Origin of the sequence: Enterococcus sp. DIV1937, from assembly GCF_050535975.1 — a bacterium.
Taxonomy (GTDB): domain Bacteria; phylum Bacillota; class Bacilli; order Lactobacillales; family Enterococcaceae; genus Enterococcus; species Enterococcus faecalis.
This window is the reverse complement of the sequence record NZ_CP172909.1, coordinates 1,037,229-1,063,946: the sequence shown is the minus strand read 5'-3', so window position 1 is coordinate 1,063,946 and position 26,718 is coordinate 1,037,229. Positions and strand designations below refer to the sequence as shown.

Annotated in this window: 24 protein-coding genes; 10 read left to right on the top strand and 14 right to left on the bottom strand. The window is 37.3% G+C overall.

Translation table 11 applies throughout. From position 1 onward, the window contains the following. Nucleotides 1-12: 12 nt before the first annotated feature. The 4 genes from nusA to IGL13_RS05180 form a co-directional block, all read right to left on the bottom strand. Nucleotides 13-1,212, bottom strand: coding sequence for a transcription termination factor NusA (nusA, locus tag IGL13_RS05195; protein WP_002357862.1), 1,200 nt, complete (start codon nt 1,210-1,212; stop codon nt 13-15). Between the two features lie 143 nt (nt 1,213-1,355). Beyond that, on the bottom strand, nt 1,356-1,829 hold the full coding sequence (rimP, locus tag IGL13_RS05190; protein WP_002357863.1) for a ribosome maturation factor RimP: 474 nt from the start codon (nt 1,827-1,829) through the stop codon (nt 1,356-1,358). Between the two features lie 205 nt (nt 1,830-2,034). Further along, complete coding sequence (locus IGL13_RS05185) at nt 2,035-3,921, bottom strand: Ig-like domain-containing protein (RefSeq protein ID WP_002378237.1); 1,887 nt, start codon at nt 3,919-3,921, stop codon at nt 2,035-2,037. 141 nt (nt 3,922-4,062) lie between these two features. Then, nucleotides 4,063-6,483: a cation-translocating P-type ATPase gene (locus IGL13_RS05180; protein ID WP_002401532.1), complete on the bottom strand. Its 2,421-nt coding sequence runs from the start codon at nt 6,481-6,483 to the stop codon at nt 4,063-4,065. Between the two features lie 218 nt (nt 6,484-6,701). Here IGL13_RS05180 and rnhC point away from each other — a divergent pair, with 218 nt between their 5' ends. Next, nucleotides 6,702-7,619, top strand: a complete 918-nt coding sequence (rnhC, locus tag IGL13_RS05175; protein ID WP_002401533.1) for a ribonuclease HIII — start codon at nt 6,702-6,704, stop codon at nt 7,617-7,619. A gap of 66 nt (nt 7,620-7,685) precedes the next feature. Here the strand turns inward: rnhC and IGL13_RS05170 are convergent, their stop codons facing one another. After that, on the bottom strand, nt 7,686-8,858 hold the full coding sequence (locus IGL13_RS05170; protein ID WP_002378233.1) for a class I SAM-dependent rRNA methyltransferase: 1,173 nt from the start codon (nt 8,856-8,858) through the stop codon (nt 7,686-7,688). Nucleotides 8,859-9,115: 257 nt separating this feature from the next. Here IGL13_RS05170 and IGL13_RS05165 point away from each other — a divergent pair, with 257 nt between their 5' ends. The 3 genes from IGL13_RS05165 (at nt 9,116) to IGL13_RS05155 (ending at nt 12,597) form a co-directional block, all read left to right on the top strand. Next, a complete protein-coding gene (locus tag IGL13_RS05165) occupies nt 9,116-11,224 on the top strand; it encodes an LTA synthase family protein (protein ID WP_002357869.1) in 2,109 nt (702 codons plus the stop codon). A 105-nt stretch (nt 11,225-11,329) separates the two neighbouring features. Then, entirely contained in the window at nt 11,330-12,031 is a 702-nt protein-coding gene (locus IGL13_RS05160; protein ID WP_002357870.1) for a hypothetical protein, read from the top strand. A 14-nt stretch (nt 12,032-12,045) separates the two neighbouring features. Continuing rightward, entirely contained in the window at nt 12,046-12,597 is a 552-nt protein-coding gene (locus IGL13_RS05155) for a hypothetical protein (protein ID WP_002357871.1), read from the top strand. Between the two features lie 37 nt (nt 12,598-12,634). On the opposite strand, the gene IGL13_RS05150 is transcribed toward IGL13_RS05155, so the two are convergent. After that, complete coding sequence (locus tag IGL13_RS05150; RefSeq protein ID WP_002357872.1) at nt 12,635-14,104, bottom strand: sensor histidine kinase; 1,470 nt, start codon at nt 14,102-14,104, stop codon at nt 12,635-12,637. Beyond that, nucleotides 14,104-14,823 carry a response regulator transcription factor gene (locus tag IGL13_RS05145; RefSeq protein WP_002381953.1) on the bottom strand — a complete coding sequence of 240 codons (720 nt, stop codon included), beginning with the start codon at nt 14,821-14,823 and terminating at the stop codon, nt 14,104-14,106. The genes IGL13_RS05150 and IGL13_RS05145 overlap by 1 nt, the downstream gene beginning before the upstream one ends. A 214-nt stretch (nt 14,824-15,037) precedes the next feature. Here IGL13_RS05145 and IGL13_RS05140 point away from each other — a divergent pair, with 214 nt between their 5' ends. Continuing rightward, nucleotides 15,038-15,817 (top strand): Cof-type HAD-IIB family hydrolase, encoded by a 780-nt coding sequence (locus IGL13_RS05140; RefSeq protein WP_002378232.1) that lies wholly within the window; start codon nt 15,038-15,040, stop codon nt 15,815-15,817. Nucleotides 15,818-15,834: 17 nt separating this feature from the next. On the opposite strand, the gene IGL13_RS05135 is transcribed toward IGL13_RS05140, so the two are convergent. Continuing rightward, nucleotides 15,835-16,041, bottom strand: coding sequence for a hypothetical protein (locus tag IGL13_RS05135; protein ID WP_002357875.1), 207 nt, complete (start codon nt 16,039-16,041; stop codon nt 15,835-15,837). Between the two features lie 231 nt (nt 16,042-16,272). Between IGL13_RS05135 and IGL13_RS05130 the strand changes: the two genes are divergently transcribed. Then, nucleotides 16,273-17,049, top strand: coding sequence for a threonine/serine exporter family protein (locus IGL13_RS05130; RefSeq protein WP_002378231.1), 777 nt, complete (start codon nt 16,273-16,275; stop codon nt 17,047-17,049). 11 nt (nt 17,050-17,060) lie between these two features. After that, nucleotides 17,061-17,522 carry a threonine/serine exporter family protein gene (locus tag IGL13_RS05125; protein WP_002357877.1) on the top strand — a complete coding sequence of 154 codons (462 nt, stop codon included), beginning with the start codon at nt 17,061-17,063 and terminating at the stop codon, nt 17,520-17,522. 32 nt (nt 17,523-17,554) lie between these two features. Here IGL13_RS05125 and IGL13_RS05120 read toward each other — a convergent pair whose 3' ends face one another. The 4 genes from IGL13_RS05120 to IGL13_RS05105 form a co-directional block, all read right to left on the bottom strand. After that, nucleotides 17,555-18,322 (bottom strand): ABC transporter ATP-binding protein, encoded by a 768-nt coding sequence (locus tag IGL13_RS05120; RefSeq protein ID WP_002357878.1) that lies wholly within the window; start codon nt 18,320-18,322, stop codon nt 17,555-17,557. Continuing rightward, nucleotides 18,319-19,206: an ABC transporter permease gene (locus tag IGL13_RS05115; protein WP_002357879.1), complete on the bottom strand. Its 888-nt coding sequence runs from the start codon at nt 19,204-19,206 to the stop codon at nt 18,319-18,321. The genes IGL13_RS05120 and IGL13_RS05115 overlap by 4 nt, the downstream gene beginning before the upstream one ends. 24 nt (nt 19,207-19,230) lie before the next feature. After that, the gene (gene trpX, locus IGL13_RS05110) at nt 19,231-20,220 is read right to left on the bottom strand and encodes a tryptophan ABC transporter substrate-binding protein (RefSeq protein WP_010710171.1); all 990 of its coding nucleotides are present in this window, start codon (nt 20,218-20,220) and stop codon (nt 19,231-19,233) included. 1,038 nt (nt 20,221-21,258) lie between these two features. Next, on the bottom strand, nt 21,259-21,918 hold the full coding sequence (locus IGL13_RS05105; RefSeq protein WP_002386659.1) for a hypothetical protein: 660 nt from the start codon (nt 21,916-21,918) through the stop codon (nt 21,259-21,261). 219 nt (nt 21,919-22,137) lie between these two features. On the opposite strand from IGL13_RS05105, the gene efbA reads away from it, so the two are divergent. The 3 genes from efbA to IGL13_RS05090 all read left to right on the top strand — a co-directional run bounded on the left by efbA (nt 22,138) and on the right by IGL13_RS05090 (nt 24,684). Next, on the top strand, nt 22,138-23,850 hold the full coding sequence (efbA, locus tag IGL13_RS05100; protein ID WP_002378229.1) for a fibronectin-binding protein EfbA: 1,713 nt from the start codon (nt 22,138-22,140) through the stop codon (nt 23,848-23,850). 155 nt (nt 23,851-24,005) lie between these two features. Further along, on the top strand, nt 24,006-24,269 hold the full coding sequence (locus tag IGL13_RS05095) for a hypothetical protein (RefSeq protein WP_002381957.1): 264 nt from the start codon (nt 24,006-24,008) through the stop codon (nt 24,267-24,269). Nucleotides 24,270-24,342: 73 nt separating this feature from the next. Further along, nucleotides 24,343-24,684 (top strand): iron-sulfur cluster biosynthesis family protein, encoded by a 342-nt coding sequence (locus IGL13_RS05090; RefSeq protein ID WP_010710170.1) that lies wholly within the window; start codon nt 24,343-24,345, stop codon nt 24,682-24,684. A 38-nt stretch (nt 24,685-24,722) separates the two neighbouring features. On the opposite strand, the gene IGL13_RS05085 is transcribed toward IGL13_RS05090, so the two are convergent. Both IGL13_RS05085 and IGL13_RS05080 read right to left on the bottom strand, forming a co-directional pair. After that, a complete protein-coding gene (locus IGL13_RS05085; protein ID WP_002357887.1) occupies nt 24,723-25,181 on the bottom strand; it encodes a DUF441 domain-containing protein in 459 nt (152 codons plus the stop codon). 473 nt (nt 25,182-25,654) lie between these two features. Beyond that, the gene (locus tag IGL13_RS05080; RefSeq protein ID WP_002385973.1) at nt 25,655-26,704 is read right to left on the bottom strand and encodes an oxidoreductase; all 1,050 of its coding nucleotides are present in this window, start codon (nt 26,702-26,704) and stop codon (nt 25,655-25,657) included. Nucleotides 26,705-26,718: the final 14 nt, after the last annotated feature.

Here is a 26,718-nt window from a genome sequence, read left to right as displayed (position 1 = left end):
CCTCCAAAAACGTTATTCTTGTTCAGGTAATTCTTCTGTAATTTCTGCTTCAACAACTGCTTCTTCAGCAGCCAAGTTTTCGTAATCATCTGCCGTCATATCTGAATGGATAATTGCTTCATCCATTTCTTCTGCCACTTCGGCAACTTCTTGATTGGCTTGTTGTTCATAAAATTCAGCCATATCAGATTCTGATTTGATATCAATTTTATGGCCCGTTAATTTAGCAGCTAAGCGCGCATTTTGACCACGTTTACCAATTGCTAATGACAATTGATAATCAGGTACAACAACTGTACATGCTTTGCTATTTTCTGGATCAAAAATAACATCTAATACTTGAGCTGGATTCAAGGCATTACTAATATAAATAGCTGGATCTTCGTTCCATTCCACAATATCCATATTTTCGCCTTTTAATTCATTCACAATCGCTTGGACACGTTGGCCTTTTGGACCAACACAGGTACCCACTGGGTCAATATTAGGATCTGTTGAACGAACGGCTACTTTTGAACGATCGCCAGCTTCACGAGCGACGCTTACGATTTCAACAATTCCATCATAAACTTCTGGAATTTCTTGTTCAAAAAGACGTTTTAGTAAATCTGGATGACTACGGCTTACAAAAACTTGTGGGCCTTTTGATGTGTTTTCAACACGTGATACGTAAACTTTAATCCGATCATGCGGTTGGTAAAATTCATTTGGCATTTGATCTTGTTTTGATAAGACTGCTTCGATTTTACCTAAGTTTACATAGATATAACGACGATCTTGACGTTCAACAATTCCTTGCATGATGTCATTTTCGTATTCGCTAAATTCATTATAAATAATTGTTCTTTCTGCTTCACGGACACGTTGTAAAATTACTTGCTTTGCTGTTTGGGCAGCAATGCGGCCAAAGTCTTTTGGCGTAACTTCAAAACGAATTTTGTCGCCGATTTCATATGCCCCATTTAATGCAACGGCATCTTTTAATGAAACTTCCAATTGTGAATCAAATACTTCTTCTGTTACTTCTTTGACAGCATACACGTGAATATTGCCTTTTTTTGGTTCAAATTCAACTTCGACGTTGCTTGCTTGTCCATAATGTCTTTTATATGCAGAAACTAAAGCTGCTTGTAACGCTTCAATCACCGTATCTTTAGGAATCCCTTTTTCAGCTTCTAATACGTCTAATGCATTTAACATTTCTTTGCTCATTGTTTTTCTTTTCCTCCTATGGATTCGTTAAAGCTGAACGAGTGGTTCTTCTTCCAAGGGAAAAACTTCTCGTTAAAACTTGTCACAGGCCTAGCTAAAAGTAAAACTTTTAGTGGACCCTTTTTTACATTCGAGTCTGTTGATTAAAATTGAATGGCTAAACGAGCTTTTGCGATATTTTTACGTTCAAAAGTCATTTCCTTCACTCTGGTTTTAATTTTTACACTTAATGTTAATTGTTCTGAATCAAGATGGACTAAGGTACCCTCAATCTGTTTTTCTCCATCAACTGCTTGATAAAGAGAAATATGAATGTACTTACCTACCGCTTGTTCATAATCGCTTTCTTTCTTTAACGGACGTTCTGCTCCCGGAGAAGAAACTTCCAGAAAGTACGCTTGCGGAATTGGATCTGGATCCATTGCATCTAGTTTTTCACTTAATTTTTCGCTGACAAAGGCACATTCCTCAATATCAATGCCACCTTCTTTATCGATAAATACTCGTAAAAACCAATTTTTTCCTTCCTTAACAAACTCTACTTCCACAAGTTCAAAATTTTGTTCTTCTAAGATTGGTGTGACTAACTTTGTTACAGTTTCCACAGCACTACTCAAAATTTTCGCCTCCTTCGAGATTGATGTAACGAACCGTGTCCTGATGACTTTTCCATCAAAAAGAGTGAGCAGAAATCCGCTCACTCCCAACTAGTATCATTACGCTAAAGATAGTATAGCACAGAACCACTCCAAACTCAAATGAACAAGCTAAATCTCTCGAAATTTGCACATTTTGTCTCGATTACTGAAACTATCTAAGCGATTATTTTTTCGTTTTAAAATAGATAAATAATCCTTGAATCAAAAGAAGGCTACCTAAGAAAAGAAACGCGTTTTCTTTTTTTTCTCCTGTTTTTGGCAATTCCTTATTACGAATCGCCTGTTTTTCAATGGTTATTGAAGTAGTTTCTGTGGTTGAATTCGTGGTAGTATCTGTTGTCCCACTCGTTGGTGGTGTGGTACTTTCTATAGGTTTTTCTGGCGTATAGTGATTAGTAAATACTTGACCTCCATCATACTGAGTAGTTGCTACAAGATTTCCTAAAAGCGCCTCGACGGTTACTTGAACTTGAAGGTTGTGCGTATCGTAGGAAACACCTGTCTGTTGCGTGTTTACTTCCCGAATGGTGTATTGATAGTTTCCAGGAGTTTCAAAGGTTAATGGTGAAAATTGAATTTTCCCTAAAGTATCGTTACTAACCGTTTCTAGTACTGTGCCTTTCTCATCTAACAATTCAAATTGAAATTCAGCATCCTTCAGTGGTTTTCCTAAAAGAACTTTTCCAGCTAAAAATGAAGCAGCGACTGGTTGATATGAAATCTTATGATTCACAACAGTTTTCAGTGCAACTAAGTTTTTACCAAAGTCTTCAGGTGTTATTGGAATCTTGTTTTGCGAAAGTTGGTAACCGGTAGGTGCTTTGGTTTCTACTAAAGTATAGTTATCTTTTAACAAGCCTTTAACAATCGCTGTTCCGTTTTGATCTGTTGTGATTTTAGCCACTGTTTGATTGGTTGAGTTTCGAATGAGTTCAAATTCTGCACCTGCTAAACGCTGGCCTGCTTCATCTTCTTTATGAATTTCAACAACATATTGTTCACCATTAGCTTCTCCACCACCCGTTTGTGAGACACGACTCACTTCGACTTCTTCCACCACCGTTTGATTTTCTGTTAATTTTGCATAATTTGTGAAGGTTTCACCTTTTTCGGGAAGATGATCGATTTTGGTTTTATAGGTGATACGATATTCATTAGTCCCAATATTGCCAAAATGCACCGAAAAATTACGGTCATCAGGACCATACTGGACAGCCAACTGACCAGTTATATCTTCCTCTGGCGTGAACTGCCAAATAGCATTTCCATCCAGTGTCCATTGTCCTCGTTCAATTTTCATAGTGTCTTTCATATAACTTAAACTTTCTGTTTTTAGCACATCTTCCACTTCTAAATCAGTATACGTTTGCCCTGTTGGATTAATCCGTAGTACATTGTAAATTTCGGTTGGATCGTCTTCGATAAACCACGAATACTTGCTAAATTTTTCGTTAACATCATCGCCTTCACCTTGGTAATCAAGATCGCCAGCAAATATTTTTTCCCCTTCAACCGTGACGTAAATAGGAATCTTGGATTCATTTTCGACATTTTCGAAATCAATCAAACTTGTAAAATATAAAGACCCACTAATATTGGCATGGTTTTCTACGTAATCTGTATACGTTAACGTGACCGTTTTATTTGCTACATCGGTCTGTGCGATTGCAACCACAGCACCTGTATCATCTACTACATTAAAGGTCATATTTTTCTCGAGACGTAGCTCTTCGGGTAAAGTAATCACACTCGTATCCCCACTATTAACGGTATTATCCGGTAAGTTGAACTCAATTCGGAGGTAGATGTCTGTATATTGATTAATGGTCCCAAGTGGGTTTCCCTCTTTATCCGTTAGCTGAATCGCTGTCACAATGTTGCCCACTTGCTTACGCGGCACTACGTTTGGCGTAGCAGAAATTTGATTGGTTTCACTGGTACTAGTTGGTTCCGTTTGCGCATATCCTGTTTCAAGTTTCAGAAAAGGCGTTATCAGCATCGACAAAAGAATGAAAAACATTCCCCAATAGACAAAACTTCTTTTTTTCATTTTTATTCAATCCTTCCTATCTAAAATAATTGGTTAGGTTTATACTATCAAGGATTAACTAGGTACAAGTGTTTTTATTTTTCCCAACAATAAAAAACAAAAAACACCGAACCAAAATAATTTTGGCTCGGTGTTTTGCTCCTAATGTCTTTTCTTATAAAACCATAATTGAACTTTTTCAGAAATGGTTGATAAATGTTGGAAAGTTGAGTCTGCTGCAAAGAAAAGAATGGCTAAAAGTAACAAGGCTGTTGGCGATACCGAAGTTAACGAGAACAAGTTTTTCATGGAAATACTTGTAACAACCATTCCGATTAAACAGCCAATCATTACGCGCTTGCGGTAACGATTCATTGGTGAACTAATTTTATAAAGAACCATAAAGCCGACTGAAACTAGCAACAATGTTGCAGTCGTTGAAATGTCCGTTTTTTGAAGTGCAAGAATATCACCACAAATTAGTAAGGCACCGACTACTAACATATCCGTTAACCCACCAGGAATTGCTTTTGATAACACATTGAAAAGAAATTTCCCTTCAATGCGACGATGATTTGGTTCCAAAGCTAGAAATGTCGAAGGAATCCCAATTGTAAATAAACTAATCAATGTGACTTGTGTCGGTTGTAAAGGATATGTCACGGCAAAAATCATAGCAAAGACAGACATTAGCAAGGAGAAAATATTTTTTACAAGGAATAAACTTGAAGAGCGTTCAATGTTATTAACTACTTGGCGGCCTTCAAAGACAACCTCCGGCATCGTTGAAAAATCAGAATCCAACAACACAACTTGCGAGGCTTGTGCTGTAGCTTGATTTCCTGAAGCCATGGCAATACTACAATCTGCTTCTTTCATGGCTAAAATATCATTGACTCCATCCCCTGTCATCGCCACTGTATGATCTAATTTTTTCAACAATAGTACAAATTGTTTCTTTTGTTCTGGCGTGACACGACCAAAAACGGTGTATTTTTCTAAAGCTTCTGTCTGGGCTTCCATTGTAGTTAATGTTCGCGCGTCCACATAATTTTCAGCACCAATAATGCCTGCCGCTTGTGCTACATTGGATACTGTTAAAGGATTATCGCCAGAAATGACCTTAATGGCCACATTTTGTTCAGCGAAATATTCAAAAGTTGCTTTGGCTTCTTTACGAATCGGATTCCAAAGAAGAATGTAGCCTAGAGGTTGAACCTCTGCTGCCAACGTTTCCTGAAATTCTCCTAAATACTTTCCGAACACCAATAAGCGATAGCCTTGACTTGTATAATGTTCCACTTCAGATTGATACATTTCATAATTGTCTCTCAAAATCATCTCTGGCGCCCCAAGAATATACGTCGCTTCTGGGAAAGTCACGCTACTAAATTTTTCGACAGACGAAAACGAGGTATAGCTAACGGCTTCCCTCTGATTATTAGTAACAAAAAATTCTTTCATCGCTTTCATCGTATCATTGTCAGCTGACATTGTTCGGCAAAAATCGCCAATTAATTTTTCGACATTGGTTAAGTCTGTACCATCATTTTCGATACTCACCACAGGAACCAACTCTTGGACTTCCATCGTGTTTTCAGTAATTGTTCCTGTTTTATCTACACATAACACATCGACACGTGCTAAGGATTCGATACTTTTCATGTTGTGCAATAAAACGCCGCGCTTCGCTAAGCGCATTGTGCTGGCAGCTAATGCAACGGTTGTTAAAAGGTACAACCCTTCTGGAATCATCCCAATCAAGGCAGCTTCCATGGAGACAATGCTGTCATGAAGCCCTTGATGGTTGATGAAATAACTTTGGAAAAATAGAACACAGCCGATCGGGATAATAATAATCCCTACCCATTTCACCAAACGGTTAATGGAACCGACCATCTCTGATTGTTCCCCTTTTTTAATTGACTTCGCTTCAAGCGTTAATTGATGAACATAGGCCTCAGCGCCAATTTTATCAATTCTTGCATAACAAGAACCTGACACAATAAAGCTACCTGACAAAAGTTGGCTATCTGCTACTTTGGTAATCTCATCAGATTCCCCAGTTAACAAGGATTCATTCACACGGACTTCACCAGATAAGACAATTGCATCCCCAGAAATCTGTTCACCCGATTTAAAGAGCACCACATCGTCCAAAACCAGTTCATCTGGCGAAATTTCTTGTTCTTGGCCATCCCTCACAACGGTTACTTTTGTAGCATTTAGAATATTTAAGCTATCTAATACTTTCTTCGACTTAATTTCTTGGTAAATTCCAATGACCGTATTAATGATTACTACTGGCAAAAAGGTCATATTTTTATAAGATTGTACCAGCATTAATAACACACCTAGTACCACAAAAATTAAGTTGAAATACGTAAATACGTTATTAATAACAATCTGTTTCGTTGTGATAAATTCTGTATCGACGGCGGCATTGACTAAGCCTTTTCGCTGTCTTTCTTCAACTTGTGCGGCCGTCAAGCCTTGTTTATCTTCTGGATAATAGCGTTCCGCGTTAGCAGTCACTGCTATTGGTTCATTTTCTTGCATTTCTTTTTTTCTTCTCAAACACATCACCCCTTGTTCTAGTCGACTCTTTCATCGTCTCCTTCTCTCCCACAGTATAGCACTGAATAAAAATTTAGATAACAACTAGCGCCCAACTATAGAAAAAAATTATACATTTCCTAAACATTGTCATTTTCAGGAACAAGCTAACGCAAAACCTTTTCATTTACTTGTTTTTCCTTTACTATAGTAAAGAAGAAATATCAAGAAATGAGGAACAATTGATGGCACAGAATCACGTAATTAAAGTTAGTAAAAAAACATTAGCAGAGATGACCACTGTTTATCAACCCAATCGTTTAAATAAAACGGTCCCTTATACTGTCTTTGTGGCCAAGGTTGGCACCACTACCATCACTGCTTATCAATCAGGTAAAGTCATGTTTCAGGGAGCTCAAGCTGAAAAAGAGGCCGCTCGTTGGGAAGGAACGAGTACCACACCAAAGAAAAAAATTTCTCCCCAGACTACTACACTGCCTGCTGATTTTGGCAACTGGTCTGTGATAGGTTCCGATGAAGTCGGTAATGGTAGCTATTTTGGTCCAGTAACTGTCTGTGCTGCCTATGTTGATAAAAGCATGATTAGCAAACTAAAAGCATTAGGTGTTCGTGATTCCAAAGAATTAACCGACCCACAAATTATTCAATTGTCACATGTCATTAAAGAACTGATTCCTTACAAGTTATTAATCGTTGAACCAAAAAAATACAATGAGATCCAACCAAACTACAATGCTGTACACATGAAAGTCGCTTTGCATAACCAAGCGATTTATCTGTTGCTACAAGAATTGGCTCCCACAAAACCAGAAGGGATTTTGATTGACCAGTTCACCCCTGAAAATAATTATCGGAAATATGTTCGTAATGAAAAAAATCAAGTCACTGAAAAATTGTTCTTCGTCACTAAAGGAGAGCAGTATCATGTTGCTGTTGCTGCCGCCTCTATTATTAGCCGCGCTGCTTTTTTAGAAGAGTTAGACAAAGAATCTGCAGAATTGGGTTTCTCTGTGCCCTCTGGTGCCGGCAGCAAATCAGACCAAGTAGCCGCCCGTATTTTGAAAAAAGGCGGCCTAGACTTATTAGCGAACTACGCGAAGCTGCATTTTGCAAACACCCAAAAAGCCCAAAAGTTACTATAAAATAAACACCAAGCAAAAGTCCCAATGCCGATTAGCGGCGCTGGGACTTTTGCTTGGTGTAAAAAATTATTTTTCAATTTCGATAAACAGGACTTTTAAGTAATTACCTTCTGGAAAATTAGGATTCACTTGAAAGTCTGCCGGTAATTGATACGTGTCCGTAATCTTGTAACGGACATTTTTCTCTTGCAAGGCAGTAATCACCATTTTTTGATATTTGGCTAAGGATAAATTTGCCGCATTGGTTGAGGCAATAAGCGTTCCCTTATCCGTTAAAATATCAATAGAATCTTTCACTAGCTCCCCATAATTTTTAGCAACGGAAAAAACTTTCTTTTTGTTGCGAGCAAAACTCGGCGGATCCAAAATGATCATGTCATAACTCAAGCCTTTACGTGAAGCATATTTAAAGTAGTCAAAAACATCCATGACAATAATCTTTTGCGCGGCAAGATTTAAATGATTGACTTCAAATTGCTCAGTCGTTTTCGGTAAGCTTCGTTTAGCTAAATCCACACTAGTGGTGGCCACGGCACCTCCCATAGCGGCAGCTACTGAAAAAGCACCTGTATAACTAAACATATTTAAGACTGTTTTACCTACTGCAAAACCATCTACTAATCGACCACGAACTTCTTTTTGATCTAAAAAGATGCCTGTCATTAATCCTTCGTTTAAATAGGTAGCAAATTGAACGCCATTTTCAGTGACAAGTAATGGCTCGGGTGCTTGTTCGCCATACAAAAACTGTGATTCTGGTAAATCTTTTGTGGAAAAGCGAATCTTTTCGTAGGCACCAATAATGTCAGGGTAAACTGTGCGAAACGCCGTCAAAAGTTCGGCTTTTTTCTGATAAAGGGTTTCATTATACCATGAAAAAACGGCGTAATCTGCATAGCGATCGATGATCACTCCCCCAATGCCATCCCCTTCTCCATTAAATAATCGATAAGCGGTTGTCAGCGAATCCTTTTCAAAAGACGTCCGCTTCTCACGACTTATTTCAAAAAGTTGCTGAAAAAAAGATTGATTAATTGGTCCATGCCATGACAGCAACCAACCAATTCCTTTATTTTGTTCGCCTAAATATCCTTCGGCTAAACGCTGGCCTTTACTATCAATCAAAGTAAGCCAATCTGTTGGCAACGGCGCTGGCACTTGTTGCAAATCTTCTTTCTGAATTAAAGGATATCCTTTTTTAAATTTATGTTCTGCTTTTTTAGTTACTTGAAGTTTCATTCTGTACACCTACTTTTCAAAGTCCTATCTAGTATAGCAAAAAAAGGCCCATCTGTCTTTAAAGGATTCAAGCTTCACGTCATTTAACGAACTAAAAAGTTTAAGGAAATAGTAAGTTTTCTTTAACATCCCCATTCCTCACTTCGGTAAGAATTGACATAAAATTTGTGAAAGAGTAAAATTAAAGCGATATTGTAAAATACGAAATTTACCTAATTTTACTTTTATAGAATCATCGTTTAGAAAGGACGTTTATTTTGAAAAAATTATTTAAAACAAATATTTTGAACACGCGACTGGGGTTATTCTCGCTAATCGCCATCTTACTGTGGCTAAAAAACCTCTTTGCGTACGCCGTTGATTTCCATTTACGTTTGGAAAATATTAACGAGTATTTCATACTCTTAATTAATCCAATTGCCACAACGGTCTTTTTATTAGCCATCGCTTTGTATGTTCGCCGTAAAAAAGCTTCTTATATTACAATGATGATTATTTACTTCTTGATGAGTTTACTGCTCTTCTCAAATGTCGTGTATTATCGAGAATTTACTGACTTCATCACAGTTAATACGATGCTTGGTGCTGGCAAAGTAGCTAGCGGTCTTGGCGAAAGTGCCTTACGTCTCTTTAGACCTTATGACGTCATTTATTTCTTAGACTTCATTATTATTGGCGTATTATTATTAACGAAAAAAATTAAAACAGATGCGCGTCCAGTCCGCGCACGTGTAGCAGTCTCTGTCACACTCCTTTCTGTTGTCTTTTTCTTATTCAATCTATTTATGGCTGAAACAGAACGTCCCCAATTATTAGGACGTCAATTCTCTCGTGACTATATCGTGAAATTCTTAGGCTTAAATGCCTTTACCGTATACGATGGCATTACAACTTACCAAACAAACCAAGTCCGTGCCGAAGCCAGTGCTAACGATATGAAACAAGTTGAAGATTACGTGAAACAACAATATGCGGCACCCGATGATAGTAAGTTTGGTATTGCAAAAGGCAAAAATGTAATTTATATCCATTTAGAGAGTTTCCAACAATTTTTAGTTAATTACAAATTAAAAGATGAAAATGGCGTAGAACACGAAGTCACACCATTTATCAATAGTCTTTACAATAGTAAAAGTACCTTTAGCTTTGATAACTTCTTCCACCAAGTTGGTCAAGGAAAAACAAGTGATGCCGAAACGTTACTTGAAAATTCACTATTTGGTTTAGACCAAGGTTCACTCTTTACACAAGTTGGTGGGAAAAATACGTTTGAAGCAGCACCCGATATTTTAAAACAAACGCAAGGATACACTAGCGCTGCTTTCCACGGAAATGCCGGTAACTTCTGGAATCGAAATGAAACCTATAAACGTTTAGGCTATGACTATTTCTTTGATGCTAGTTATTATGATGTTAATTCAGATAACTCATTCCAATATGGGTTACACGATAAACCATTCTTTAATCAATCCGTTCAATATTTAGAACATTTACAACAACCGTTCTATTCTAAATTTATTGCTGTGTCCAATCATTATCCTTATTCTCAATTTACAAACGATGAAGCAGGATTCCCAATTGCAAAAACCTCTGACGAAACAATTAATGGTTACTTTGCAACAGCGAATTATTTAGATAAAGCGGTCGAAGAATTCTTTAACTACTTGAAATCTTCAGGTCTCTATGAAAACTCAGTCATTGTTCTTTATGGCGATCACTATGGGGTTTCTAATTCAAGAAACCAAAACTTAGCAGAGTTAGTAGGTAAAACCAAAGCAGATTGGAACGATTTTGACAACGCCAATATGCAACGTGTTCCTTATATGATTCACGTTCCTGGTCAAGAAAATGGCGGTGTGAACCATACGTATGGCGGCCAAGTTGATGCCTTACCAACCCTTCTACACTTGCTTGGTGTCGATACGAAAAACTACATTCAGTTAGGCCAAGATTTATTCTCTAAACAACACAATCAAATCGTTGCTTTCCGGAACGGCAATGTTGTAACACCTAAATATACTATTTTAGGTTCTAGCATTTACGATACTAAAACAGGCACTTTAATTACAGAGCCAACCGAAGAAGTTAAGAAAGAAGTCGCTGATTTAAAAGCCAAAGCGACGAAACAATTAGAAACGTCTGACCAAATTACTAACGGTGACTTGCTTCGTTTCTATACCAATAGCGGCTTAAAACCAGTTAATCCAGAAGACTATGATTACAAGAACCAATTGCAACAACTGGAAGCAATTGAAAAAGAAAAAGGTGAAAAATCAACGAGTGTTTACAGTAAAAACAATAATAAATCCACCGTTGATGAATATCACACTGACAGTTATCAAGGCTATCAAAAAACTGGTAAATAAATCTTCAAAAAGCTTGAGCAATTTGCTCAAGCTTTTTTGCTACTTTTTCATAATTAATTCATATTATTTCACTATACTAAAGATAGTTTAGAGAGGTGAAAGTTGATGAGAAGTGTCCGTTACGCTACAGCTAGTAGTTTTTATCATAAAAAAATCACGTTAATCACCGCACTCTTCTTCTTCCTGTTCTCTTTCTTATTGACTGGGCTGTTTAACTTAATTGATTTTGAAAAAGAGTTTTTACGAACGATGCCAGACTTTGTCGATATTGAAAAACAAACTAGTTACCATTACCAACTGATCCAATACTATTGGCACCTCTATCTAGGTAGTGTCATTTTCTTTGGTGTTACTTTTCTTCTGTTGATGTATGTGACATTACGCATAAAAAAGGAAGAAATACATACATGGTATCACATGCACTTTTCAAATATGTATGTCACAAAACAGCTCTTACTAGAGTTATGTTTACCGGCTCTATTAGGAATTTTCAGTTTTTTACTTTTCACTTTAATGTTTCAAGAAACGTATAATACTGTTCTTTGGGCTGCTCGTGATGCTATTTTACAGTGGTCTCATTTGGAAACTCCAGCATTTTTAGCTAAAAGTACCGACCAGGATGTCACGATTACAAATATCCAGCATTTAGGGATTCAAACGATCCAAGCGTTTTCTTTTGATTTTAAAAGTATGCAGTCACTTTATACAATCCGTAATTGCTTTGTTAACTGCTTAATCTTGCTTGGTATTCCTCTTGTTTGCGGGACTCCTTTTACATTGATTTATTTACGCACACATCAGAAATAAGGGAGGGATTTTCTATGAATGTCACACCATCATTCAAAAAAACAACCGAAAAAAAATCCTCATTCGACGCGTTAGCTTTGCGAGAAGTTTATGGAATCATTTATTCTGCTCCAGAACAAGAACTCGCATTGGCCGATGTTTTCCAAACAAACCAACTAACCATTACTAGGCTTTCTTCTAGTGAAACCTTTCTGCCCTACTTGCCATTAGAAGAAAATTTATTTATCGCTAGTACGATCAAAGAACGGGATCGAAAAGTAGTTCTAGCCGAAGCTTTCCAGGTGTTCCAATTAGAACCTGCCTTACTTGGTCGTTCATTTACTTCTTTTACGACTTTTGAAAAAATTAAAATGCGCATAATACAACTTTTGCTTTCAAAAACAAGTACGTTAGTGATTGATGACATCTTTTCTTCATTAACGATTGGACAACGTCAAGAAATTTTACCTCAATTAAAAATAGCAGTTCAAAAAAGAAACAAGCGCTTGCTATTTCTGACAAAAGATCCACAAATTATTGATAGTCCCTATGTGCACCCTCTGTCTCTACATGCGTTATTAAACTAAAAAAACGTCTGGCACTGATTGTGACCAGACGTTTTCTTTAGTTTTCAGTAATTTCAACATCAGGAAATGAAATAATAAATGTGGTGCCTTTACCAAGTTCACTTTCAACATTGATTTTTCCTTTATGCAAACGGACCAATTGTTGAACGATTGGTAAGCCTAATCCTGATTCTCCATATTTCGTATTTTTACGGGATGGATCTACTTTGTAATAACGATCCCAGATATTCAGAATTTGCTCTTCCGTCATGCCGATTCCTGTATCAGAAATACGGACAATAGTTTCTAAATAGCCTTTTTCTAAAGCAATATGAATTTCGCCATTTTCAGTAAATTGGATGGCATTTTGAACAATATTGACAACTACTTGAACGAAACGATCATAATCGGCATACACATCAATTGGTTCGGTGGTGTCTAAATACAATTGATTACCGGCGGCTTCAGCTTTGGCCGTTAGTTGAGTCACAATATTTTCTAAAGCTTCTGTTCCGTTGAACTTCTTCACAACAATTTGAATCTGGTTGGTCCGAATTTTTTCATAATCAAGATTTTCATTGACTAAGCGAATCAAGCGAGCGGTCTCATTTTGCATCAGTTTAATCGCATTCTCTTTTTGATTTTCAGGAATAGCATTATACTGCAATCCCTCTAACAAGCCATTAATAGTTGTTAAAGGCGTCCGCATTTCATGAGAGGCATCCGCCATAAATTGACGACGGCGCTCTTCTTGCCGATTGATTTCTTCTTGTGATTCTTTTAAAGACGCAGCCATTTTATTAAAATCTTCTGCTAGGTCATCAAATTCATCTTTGTCATGAACCGGTAATTGAATATCAAAATTTCCACTAGTGATTTCTTTGGTGGCTTTGCGCATCCGATTAATTCGTTTCACTTGGAAAGTCGCAAATAGATAACTTAGTAACAAGGCAATCACACCAGAAAAAATAAAGCCTTTAATCAAGTTTTGTGTCACGGACTGAACACTTCGGTCAACGTTTTTGGCAGGTTGTGTAATAACGAGTGAACCAATAATCACTTTTTTATCAGAAGACTGATTTGATGCATACACCGGTAACATTACATAGGACGAAGTATTTCGGGCCCCGTAAATATCAATGTTTTCTGTTGCATAAACACGATTGCCTTTCATGATTTGATCCCAATTTTTATCGATTAAGGAAAAGTCTAATTTTTTTGTGCTATCAACTGGTGGGTACTGCACTTCGCGGTCCTTGTTAATAAACACAAATTGCACATCTTGCTTCTGGAGTACACGCTCAGTCAACTGAAATGAATAGGATAAAACATCTCGATCCGAAACGCCTGCGACATTAATAAAAAAGTCACGTGTTTCTAAAGCCGATTCTGCATAACCATATAGCTGTTCATAGTTATTTTCTTGCATTGTGCGCTTGGTCAATTGTGTGAAAGACGTTCCGACAATGAGAATAATCAGAGCGATCACACCTATAAAAGCAAGTAATTGTTGATACAAATACTTCATTAAGCAACACCTGAATCGTCGAATTTATACCCTACGCCCCAAACCGTTTGGATGACTTGAGGACCTACTTTTTCAATTTTTTGTCGTAATTTTTTGATATGGGCATCAACTGTCCGTTCATCGCCAAAGTATTGATAGTCCCAAACCAATTCTAGTAGTTGTTCGCGTGAAAAGACTTGGCGTGGTTTTTTTGCTAAAGTGTATAGCAAATCAAATTCTTTAGGTGTTAAGCCTTCAATTAATTGATTATCTAAATATGTTTCTCGTGTTTTCGTATTCATTTTAAAATGATCCGTAATCACATCAAACGTTTCATCTGTATTCTCAGACGTATCATGCGCAGCCTCTGCCACCTCGGCACGACGATGTAGAGCTTTCATCCGTGCAATCAAAGTTAATGGACTAAATGGTTTTGTCACATAATCATCCGCACCCATTTCAAGGCCAATTACTTGGTCACTTTCAGAATCACGAGCGGTCAACATAATAATGGGAACATTGGCTGAAACTTTGCGAATTTCACGACAAACAGCCATCCCATCCATACTAGGTAAGTTTAAGTCTAACGTAATCATGTCCCATTTTTCTGGCGAAGCAAGAAAAGTCGCCAATCCTTCTTTGCCATCATCTTTAAAGGTAGCTTCCCACCCTTCATTTAAGAAAAACATTTGCATCATTTCTGAGACGGATTCATTGTCTTCAATCATTAATATATTCATTTCATTCACTCCTTATTCACTTTTCATAAAACTGCTCTATTGTAGTATACTCTAAAATTGAATTTGTACCAACCGATTCTATATTTCTTCAAAAATCCTTTACAGAACCATCAAAAATCACTTTTTTTCCTGCTCTTTTAAAGAAAACGAAAGGAACCCATTGTCTTTTCAGAAAAGTTTGTTAAAATAACAAGCGTAGAGAGGATGTTAGGGTATGGATAAAATGAAAGCTATTACTTTTTTTGATTTAGATGGAACTTTGTTAGATGGAACATCGCAAATAACTCCTGAGATTACCGCAGCAGTGGCGGCCTTGAAAGACAATCAAATTTTACCTTTAATTGCGACAGGACGGACCTTGTGTGAGATTCAGCCAATTATGAAAGACAGTGGCATTGATTCTGCGATTGTAATGAACGGGCAATTTATTCATTATGAAGGAAAAACGATTTATTCAGATGAATTTACAACAGAGGAATGTGTTTCACTGCATGAACATGTCAAACAGCGTGGTCATGAATTGGCTTTTTACAATGAGCGCCGTATTTTTTGTACAGGGCATACTGGCACAGTGAAACAAGCCTATGATTATATTCATTCAGCTGTTCCAGAAATTGATCCCACAGGTTATGAGAATGATGCCGTCAACATGATGTTGGTCTTAAGTCAACATGGCGATGATGATGAATATTACTATGAGCGGTTTCCTGAATTGACCTTTTATCGCAATGGTCCTTTTTCAATTGATATTGTTCGTAAAGGGGTTTCTAAAGGCTCTGGTGTCAAAAATCTTTTTAACACCTTGGGATTAAACGGCATTCCGACTTATGCCTTTGGTGATGGCATCAATGATTTGGCGCTGTTTGAGGCCTGTGATTATGGAATTGCCATGGGTAATGCGCGAGAAGAACTAAAAGAAAAAGCCACCTTTATTTCAACTAAAAATACTGAGAATGGCATTGTTAATGGCTTGAAAAAATTTGATTTACTATAAGAGAAAACTACCTTCTTCTATTGATGTACTTTAGAAGAAGGTAGTTCTTTTGTATGTTCATTTTTCTTTTTCTGCTGTGCACAGAGAGCTACTCCCACTACTTGAATCAGCAAAATCGCTCCCAACAAACAACTTAATACGATGTTTCCTGATAGGATTGTTCTTCTGATTAAAATAATTAATACGACACTGCTAATTCCGTAGAGTAACCATTGGTTGTCCATTTTTATTGACCCCTTTGTTTTTCTATGTTTAGGATAGGATGTTTCCTACTAAAATGCAAGGAAAGATCCTAGATTCTTACAACTAAGCCATAATTTTTACTAATTCCTTATTTGTTTTCATTTATTCTTAAGATTCGTTTCATTTTTGTAAAAAATCACACTTTTTTTCTATCTCTGTTTTAAATTGCGTACAGTTCTTAAAAAAAATGATACACTAAAAGTGAACTCGAAATGAAAGGAGCCATTCCTTTGGTTAATAGCGAAAAAAGAAAACAATTAATTATTGATACATGCATTTTAGCTGGAAAAATTATGCTGGAAAGCGGATCTGAAGTATATAGAACCGAAGATACAATTACTCGGATTGCAGCAAATGCTGGCGAGCCAGAGAGCGTTTGTTACACGACGGCTACAGGGATTTTCGTGGGCTTTCGTTCCAGTAATTATACGCAATTAGAAAACATCCCCCAGCGCTCGATTAATTTGGAAAAAGTTAGCCTTGTCAATCAGTTATCAAGAGAATTTGCGCAAAAAGAGATTACTTTACCAGAGCTTTATCAGCGCTTAACTCTATTAGAAACAGATACCCCCACTTTTTCAATTTCGTTACGCTTGTTAGCAGCCGGGATTGTTAGTTGTACGTTAATGTACATTTTTGGTGGCACTTGGCAAGATTTTATTGCAACTTTTTTTGTTGGCGTGATTGGGTATGCCAGTTATCTTTTTACCCAAAAGTTATTCCAAGTTCCTTACCTCGATTCATTCGCAGCCGCTTTTGTCATTGGTTTGTTGGCCTATTTGGCTGTGCATTTTCACTTAGCGGTCAACATCGATAATATTATTATTGGTGCGGTGATGCCGTTAGTTCCAGGTGTGGCGATTACGAACTCTTTTCGCGACATTTTAGCCGGCCACCTCATCAGCGGGACGGCGCGAGGAACAGAAGCTATTTTTATTGCTGGGTCTGTTGGCCTAGGGATTGCCTTGATTTTTAAATTATTTATGTAAGGAGTGTTCAAATGGAACTAATTTTTCATCTTCTCTTTAGTTTTTTAGCGACTGTGACGTTTGGTATTATTACGAACATTCCTCGTAAAGCACTGGTGGCTTGTGGCATTACTGGCATGACAGGCTGGATGATTTATTATGTCTTAACGCAAACTTTTGATGCTAGTCAAACCTTTGCAAACTTTTTAGGAACGGTCGGGTTAGGAATCGCTAGTATCTTTTTTTCCCGTTACAAAAAAATGCCGATGATTATTTTTTATATTCCAAGTTTGGTTCCTTTAGTGCCAGGAGGCCCTGCCTATCAAGCGGTTCGGAGCATTTTGTTAGGAAATATTGATGACGGTTTGCAGTTGATTTTAAAAGTTGTCTTTACTGCTGCAGCTATCGCAGCGGGCTTTATGGTGACCTCGCTACTGGAACGAATTGTCAAACGTTTTTTCCCCAAGCGACTCTTCCGATTGGTCAAAAAATAAAAAAAAACAAGCTCAGAAAACGAGCTTGTTTTTTATTCTACTTCTTCAAAGAACAGCAACAAATCTTGTAGCGTTAATTGTGCTTTTTCAGCAGCGTTTAAATCTTGAACAATTTTACCTTTTTGTAAAACAATTAAACGATTGCCATATCGTAAAGCATCTTCCATTCGATGGGTAATCATCAAACAAGTTAAGTTCCCTTCTTCAATCCGTTGTTCCGTTAAGTGCATCAGCTGCTTGGATGTTTTGGGATCTAAGGCAGCAGTATGTTCATCTAAAAGTAATAATTCTGGTTTTGTGATAGTGGCCATTAATAAACTTAAGGCTTGGCGTTGACCGCCAGAAAGGTTACCTGTCGGTGTATCCAGATGATTTTCTAAGCCATTGCCAACTTCTTGGCAGATTTTTGTAAACAAGGCGCGTTGCTCATTTATCTTCCGTAATGTTAAGGGACGTTTTTGTCCGCGTTTCATGGCAAGCAATAAATTTTCTGCCACAGTCATTCTTGGTGCTGTCCCCATTTTAGGATCTTGAAAAACACGCGCTAAAGATTTAGCCCGTTTGACTTCAGAAAGATTGGTGCGATTGACTCCTTCAATTAAAAATTGTCCCTCTGTTAGTGTCAAAGTTCCTGCTAAACTATTGAACAGCGTACTCTTGCCTGCGCCATTTCCACCTAAAACAGTAATGAAGTCCCCAGGATAAATGGCTAAGTTCACATGATCCAAAATCACTTTTTTTTCGTTCATCCCATTATCAATGATTTTTGTCGCATTTTTTAATTCAACAACTGGTTTCATTTCGTTTCCCCCTTATCAGAAAAGCCATGTAGTCGTAATGCTTTTTTCAATTGTGGGATCATTAAACAGATTGCTAAAATCACTGCTGAAAAGATTTTCAAATATGTCGTATCAAAGCCTAATTTAATCACTAATAAAATCAATAGTTGATAAATAATACTCCCTACAACAATCGCCATCAACCGTTCACCAAACGTTAATTCTCCAAACAGTACTTCACCAATAATGAGTGAAGCCAAGCCAATCACAATGACGCCGGTTCCTTTACTTACATCCGCATATCCATCATTTTGGGCAATCAAAGCGCCAGATAAGCCAATCAAGCCATTCGATAAAACCAATCCTAAAATTTTCATGCGATCCGTTTGAATGCCAATCGAGCGAGCCATTTCTTCATTGTCACCTGTCGCAATATAGGCTTGTCCTAAACTAGTGTTAAAGAAAAATAACAGTAAAATCATTACCACAGCCAAAACACTAATCCCTAAAAAAATAGTATCATAATAATCTGGTAAGGCCATTTTTTGAAAAACATCTTGAATCTTCGGTTGGTTTAATAAAGACTTATTTGGCGATTTCATCACAAATAAAATCACGGAATTTAAACCAGACATCACTAAAATTCCTGCTAAAATAATTGGAATTTTTCCTTTTGTAAATAGTAAACCAGTCACTAAACCGGCAAGCATTCCTGCTCCGACCCCTAAAAGAGTCGCTACAAATGGTGAAACCCCTGTTGTAATGGCAGTTACACAAACCGCCCCTCCTAACGGAAATGAACCTTCTGTGGTCATATCTGGAAAATTTAAAATACGATAAGTCATAAAAATACCTAGTCCTAACAAGGCCCATAACATTCCTTGTCCAATTGCTGAAACAATCATCGCTTCTCCTACTTTCTTTGATAATTAGTTAATCAATTTCGATTTTTTTGCTAACTCTGCGGGAATCGTAATTCCTAACTTTTGAGCTTGTTTTTCATTGATAATTGTGTCGCCTGTATTAAAGGTATAAATGGGTGTAGTTGCTGGTTGACTTTTTCCAGACAGAACCTCTGCTGCCATTTTGCCGGCTTGTACCCCCAACGCATGTTGATTAATCCCAACAGTTGCTAAACCGCCTTGTTCTACCATCGTATCCACCGAAGGAATAATCGGCGTCTTGGTTCGATTTGCTTCTCCGACTACCGTTTGCATGGCATTAGCAATCGTATTATCAGTTGGTATATAAATCACATCTGTTTCCTTAGTCATCACTTGAACCGTTTGTGCAATTTCATTACTTGATGGCACAGCATATGTTTTCACTGTCAATCCTTTGGCTTCAGCTGCTTTCTGCGCTTCAGCTACTTGGTATCGAGAGTTTTCTTCTGAGGAAGCATAGAGAATACCTATTTTTTTGGCAGCTGGTATCAATTCTTTTAGTAAATCCATCTGGGCTGACAAAGGTGATTGATCACTAACACCCGTGATGTTACCGCCTGGCTTTTGATTGTCTTTCACCAATCCTGCACTAACAGGGTCCGTAATGGCGCCTAAAATGATTGGGATTTCTTGGGTAGTGTTGGCTAACGCTTGCGCAGCTGGCGTGGCGATGCCAATTAAAACGTCTGCCTTTTTTTGTACTAATTGTTGACTCATGATTGCTAACTTACTCTGGTCGGCTTGACCATTTTGAAAAATAATTTCTAAGTTTTTGCCTTTGTCATAACCATTTTCCTTTAATCCTTCTTCGACACCTTTATAAATTTCGTCCAATGCGGGGTGACTGACAAACTGCAAAACCCCTACAGTAACTGTTTCTTTCTTTGAATTCGTCTCTTTTTGATTCACAAAAAAAGCACCAATTAAATAAATAGCTAATAAAGACACGACAACCGTTAAACGTTTATTTTTCATTTTGCATTCTCCTAACTGCCCTTTTGTTTGGCAACTTTTTCTTTTTAATAATATAACCATTATCTATAGGGCGTTTCTTCCGTTGAAAGTGAAACTGAGATTCGTAATCCTCTACTTAGTCAAAATCCTAGGAACACTTTTTTACAAATGTCAGGATTTAACTGCGACGAGAATCGCAACTTTGGTGAGAACCGCAGGAGCACTTTTCTACGATTGTGACAACGTTCTCTTCGTTCACCTTGTGCTACTCATCACTCTTGAAGGCCAAACTGCGGCGAGTATGCGCAGCCTGCATCTACTCTGTCACTTCGTGCCAATCGTAGTGCTTGTCAGGATTTAACTGCGACGAGGATCGCAACTTTGGTGAGAATCGCAGGAGCACTTTTCTACGAATGGGACAACGTTCTCTTCGCTCACCTTGTGCTACTCATCATCTACTCTGTCACTTCGTGCCAATCGTAGTGATTCGTAGCAAAAAAACAACGACTTATCCTAAGTGTTTAGGAGTGGTCGTTGTTTTTATGCAAAACAAAAACCACATAGATGGGTCCTCTATGTGGTCGTTTTTTCTTCTTGAATATAACCAGCATAGATACACTTTTTAGAATAAGTCTTCTAAAGTTGTATCTATGAAAGAATCATACATACAACTATCTACGCCAGTTTTGCCATGATTGGTGCATTTCTTTTACGTTAGATAATTGTGTCATGTATTTTCCCTCCTAGTTATGTTGTTAAAGGTAGTCTACACTATATTGATTTTGTTCGTCAAGAAAAAGTTTTTATTTTCTTGCATTTCTTTTACTTCTAAAAAACGAGCCACTCTTATGAGAGGCTCGTTTTTCTTTATTTCAGCATATTTACCACTTAATTGTTTCGGTTTCTTTCAATTTTCACGGGAACTTTAACTGCTTGTTTTTGCGATTGAATCAGCCATAAACTTACTAAAATCGTCATTGAAATTACTAATGCCATCGAAAATCCCCTCTTTCTAATTCCTTAAAACTTTCTACAATCTAAGTTTAACATAGCTAGCTATTATTCACCAGTTTCTGGTACTGTATCAGTGCTTTCTGTCGTCGTTTCAGTAGATTGAGCAACGCCAGTCGTGCTGGTCGTCGTCTGTGTTTCCGCGGTCTTTGCTGCTTCTTTTTCAGCTTCTTGCGCCGCTTTTTGCTGGTCTTTCAAAACGCCAGCCATTGGTAATCGATTTAATTCTGGTATTAATTGTGTTTTTAAATCCATAGATTTTTCGACAACCGTCCGTGTCTTTTCTTTGCCGTTTTCAAAGAAAACAAGCGTAATCTCATCGCCGCTAACATTGTATTGCTCTTGTGCTTTGCCAGCATTATAAATTAACGGATAGATATACAGCGAACGATGAAATTCATTCATTTTATCTGAATTAAACAGCTTCACCATTTGATCGTATTGCTTGCCAGATGGTTTAGCAAACATGACTGACATGGCTCCTGTTTCTTGGATTTTCTTGTCTGCTGTTTTGTAATCTAAGACACTGACTTTCTCTGATTTGATGGGTCCTGCGACTAACGATTCAACTTGAGCAGCTCGAATATTTTTTTGCATCGTTGGAATAAAAATGATTGAGCCAATTATTAATACTAATGCTACAATAGCGGTAATCATTAACAGTTTTCTTTGTCTTAATTCATAAAGTGCCTCTTTTAGTTCTTCCATAAAATTATTCAACTTCTAATCGCTCCTCGCTTTTAGTTCTTATCTATTATACTAATCATTTTCTTTCTTGCCTACCCTTGCGCTTTAATTACTAAAAAAACCAGCAAACTTCCCCAGCTTTCTAAGGAAAACCCAACTCCTTTTTAACAAGCTTCTTTCTTAAATTCAAAAACTCCGCTATAATAAAGCTATTAGTCGGAAAGAAACGAGGGATTTATTATGTCATTTGATGGCGTATTTACTCATAGCATGGTTCATGAGTTGACAGAAACACTCGTAAGTGGCCGGATTTCAAAAATCCATCAGCCTTATGAAAACGAAGTCGTTTTAGTCATTCGTGCGAAAGGTAAAAACCATAAATTATTATTATCAGCACATCCTAGTTATGCGCGCATACAACTATCTACAATTACCTATAGCAATCCAGAAACACCTCCTAATTTTGTGATGATGTTACGAAAATTTCTAGACGGTGCCATTTTAGAAACGATTCAACAAATAGAAAATGATCGCGTGATTCACTTCACCTTTTCAAAAAGAGATGAACTAGGTGACTTACAAAATATTGTTTTGATTGTTGAATTAATGGGACGTCACAGTACAATCGTTTTAGTTAACCAATCTTCTGGAAAAATCTTAGATGCAATAAAACACATTGGAATGAGCCAAAATAGTTATCGTTCGTTGCTTCCTGGAGCAACTTATATTGAACCGCCAAAACCAATGGGACTTAATCCGCTCACGGCCTCAAAAGAAGAAGTCTTTGCGCTTCTTTCTACAGCTCCTGAATTAAACGGACGCTATTTACAACAACATTTCCAAGGTCTAGGCAAAGATACAGCAGACGAATTAAGTGCCCGTTTACTTGCACAACCAAATGAAAAAATGGCCATCTGGACGGAATTTTGGTCCTCAGTCACTGAAGCTGTTGTACCGACATTAACAGTCACTGAAAAAAAAGAATATTTTACGCCCATTCCTTATCAATCATTAGTTGGTGAACAAACAACGTATCCGACACTCAGTGAATTACTAGATGCCTTTTATTCTGGTAAAGCAGAGAAAGACCGTGTCAAACAACAAGGCGGCGAACTAATTCGCAAAATTGAAAATGAACTAAAAAGAAATCAAAAGAAACTTAAAAAATTACAACAAACCTTAGCCGATACAGAAAACGCTGAAAATTACCGTCGCGACGGAGAACTATTAACAACCTTCATGGCACAAGTCCCAAAAGGAGCCACCGAGGTGGAATTACCAAATTATTATGAAGAAAATGCACCGTTGCGTATCTCGCTAAATCCTGCACTTTCACCTAATCAAAATGCACAAAAATATTTTCAAAAATACCAAAAATTGAAAAATGCTGTTCGAGTTGTTAAGACACAAATTCAGCAAACGCAACAAGAAATTTCTTATTTAGAGTCAGTTGTGGCACAACTTGAAATTGCGACACCAATGGACATTGAAGTGATTCGTGAAGAACTGATTGAGCAAGGCTATTTAAAACGAAAAAAAAATAAAAAACAAAAACAGCCGAAAAAAAGCCAACCCGATCTTTTTTATGCCACAGATGGCACACCTATTCTCGTTGGAAAAAACAATTTGCAAAATGATCAATTGACTTTACGAACCGCTAAAAAAACTGATTATTGGCTCCATGCCAAAGATATTCCTGGATCTCATGTAATTATTCGTGACGCACATCCTAGCGAAGAAACCCTTACTGAAGCCGCACTTCTAGCAGCTTATTTTTCAAAATATCGACTTTCTTCACAAGTGCCTGTTGACTATGTCCAAGTAAAACATGTGCATAAACCCAATGGAGCAAAACCAGGTTATGTGATTTATGAAAACCAACGAACGTTATATGTGACGCCAACAGAAGAATCGATCAAAAAAATCCAGCAAAATAAGGATTCTACTTCCTAATTATATTAAACTAAAAAACAACGTACTGCCGATTGATCGTACGTTGTTTTTTTGCATTGGCAAAAACATTTATCAAGTGATAAATAACACAAGTAAGCTCAATTAGTTTACAAACTAGCTATTTCTCTCTATACTGACTGTTGGAGGTGAAATTCATGGTCTTTTTACACATTATTTTTGGGATGTTTGCCTTTATTGGCGCTTTAGGTTTAGGTGTCGCCTTCCGCGATAGCTTTACAGAACTTTCAACACCAAAGAAAGCAGCGATTATTTTATCTTACGTAGGTGCGATTGGTTCAACAGTCCTAGGGTTCACATCAGCAACAAAAAATCCATTTGTTTTAGCTGCAACAGTTGTCTTAGTTGTCGCCTTTTCTATTGCTCTTTTCAAAAAAAGCAGTAAAGAAACAAGCAAATAACAAAACCTTTGAAGAGCGGCATAGCGACAAGCTACCCTCTTCCTTTTACATACTATTTAAAGGAGTGAGGCAAATGTCTCTGACTATTTCTGAAGAAGCAAAACAACGTTTAGCCCCTTTCTTAACTGAAGCGAACACCTTCTTGTTGGTAGCAAATGACGGCTCTAATCCTTATTCTTCCGCAGAAGGTTGTTGTATGATTGGCGATCGTTTCATTATCGTTCCTGTTGATCAAGCGGAAGCGCCTTATACCGAAACAATTGCTAATGATTCTTTTCACGTCTACACTTCGACGTATGACCAAATGTTTTTAACAGGGCATTTACAGCTAGTGATTCATCCGAATGCGGGAACCATTACTTTAAAAAATGAAAGTGGCATATTAGATAGTAATGTGGACATTTATCAACACTAAAAAAGCAAACAAAACGCGTAAACGTTTTGTTTGCTTTTTTAGTGTTGAAAGGCTTGAAAGGTAGTAATGATTACGTACATCATGCCCGATGCAATAATCGGACCAGCTGCAATTCCTTTTAAAAAAACGACGCCAAGAATCGTTCCAAAAACTAAGGCCACCGTAATCTCTGGCGATTGATTAATTAAACCTACTCCTTTTGAGGATAAAACAGCCACCAGAATTCCACAAAGTATCCCCAGCCATCCCATCGGTGTTTTGAATGATTGGATTAAATCCTTTAAGCCAATTTGTCCTGTAGCAATCGGGACTAAAATGGTAATTGAAATAATTGTGACGCCTAAATTAATGCCTTTATCTGACAACCACGACATGATTTTCGCACTATTTGGTAAAGCTTTTAAAGCAAGCACAACAACTGACGCAATTAATAAACTTTGATTTTTTGCAACAAACGCAATCAAGGCAATCAGTAGTAAAAAAAGCCAACTTTCCACTGGTTGTCCTCCTTTCTGATTTGGTTCTTTCGTTAACCAAACTTTCTTGTCTTTCCTATTTTAGCAAAGAACCTCTTTAATTACCATTCAGCTTCAGTAATTATTGTCTTTTTCACACGAATCTTGCTTAGAAAAAACGAGTTAAAAATTAATTTTTTCTCATAACAAGCCTTTTTCTCTTTGAAAAATTATTTTATGAAGTATACTAATATTAACTATAAAGTAGTTTACTTGCATTTATACTGGATATTCGATATCCTATTTAAGGCTCTTCAATTGAGCGAGCATCACAAAAGACATTTTAGTAGCAATTCTTGGGGAAGTAGTGCTACTAAGATGTCTTTCCTTTTTTTATTTTCACTAACGATATACGTTTCTTATATTAAAATTCACAACTCTTTATAAATAAAAGCGCCTGCCCCACAGTTGTCTGGACTGTGGGGCAGGCGCTTTTCAAGTCATTTAAACAAGCTTTAGTTTTCTTTCAAGCGATAAATACTTGGACTTGGGTTAAGAAAACCTGCTTCTAAAATTTCGATGTTAGTTAATGCTTGCTCTTTAGTTACTAGTTGCGGTGCACCATTTTTCAACGTTTCATAGACGGCATCATAATAACGACCGTAATCACCTACAGGCGTTTTAATTTGTTTTTTAATCCAGTCGCCATTGCCATTACGGTAGGTCACTTCTCCATAATACATTGGTGAATCTTCTCCAAAGCCTGGTGCATCCGGCATGATTCCGGCTTTTAAATCATTTTCTTGTTGATCTTCGCCATATTTGATGAACGAGCCATTGCTGCCATGAACAATAAAACGTGGATACGGACTAGCGACAGAATGATTCGTTTTAACTTTTACTTTTAATTTTGAACCATAATGTAAATCAACGTCAAAATAATTATCGACTGCCTCGCTCACTTCATTATTACGAATATCATAAGTGACTTGATCTGGACGCCCGAAAAGAGCAATCATGCGATCCATTAAATGAATGCCTAGTCCGTAAAACGAACCATTTTCTTTAGGTCCTTGTTCCGTGATACTTCCTGGTCGATAATAATCAATATGCGTTTCCACTTCATTGATTTCTCCTAAAAAGCCTTGCTCTACTACTTGCTTCATCGCTAGGTAATCGCCGTCGAAACGTCGATTTTGATAAGGCATCACTACTACCCCTTTTTCTTGCCCTAAAGCAAATAATTCCTCTGCATGTTCTAACGTATCACAGAATGGTTTTTCCACAATCACTGATTTACCAGCTAAAATGGCTTGTTTGGCTAAATCATAATGTGTATGCGCAGGCGTACAGATTGTGACCAATTCAATTTCTGGATCCGTCAATAATTCATTAAGGTCAGTGGTAAAATTTACGCCTTTTTCTTTAAAGGGCGCTGCTGCTTTTTCATTAACATGTAAATCGAAAATCGTTTTCACTTCTAGTGTTTCTCGAATCATTACGTAAGGTAAATGGTAGCGGTTGGCACTTTTACCAAATCCAATAAACCCCATTTTTACTGTCATATTTTCCACACTCT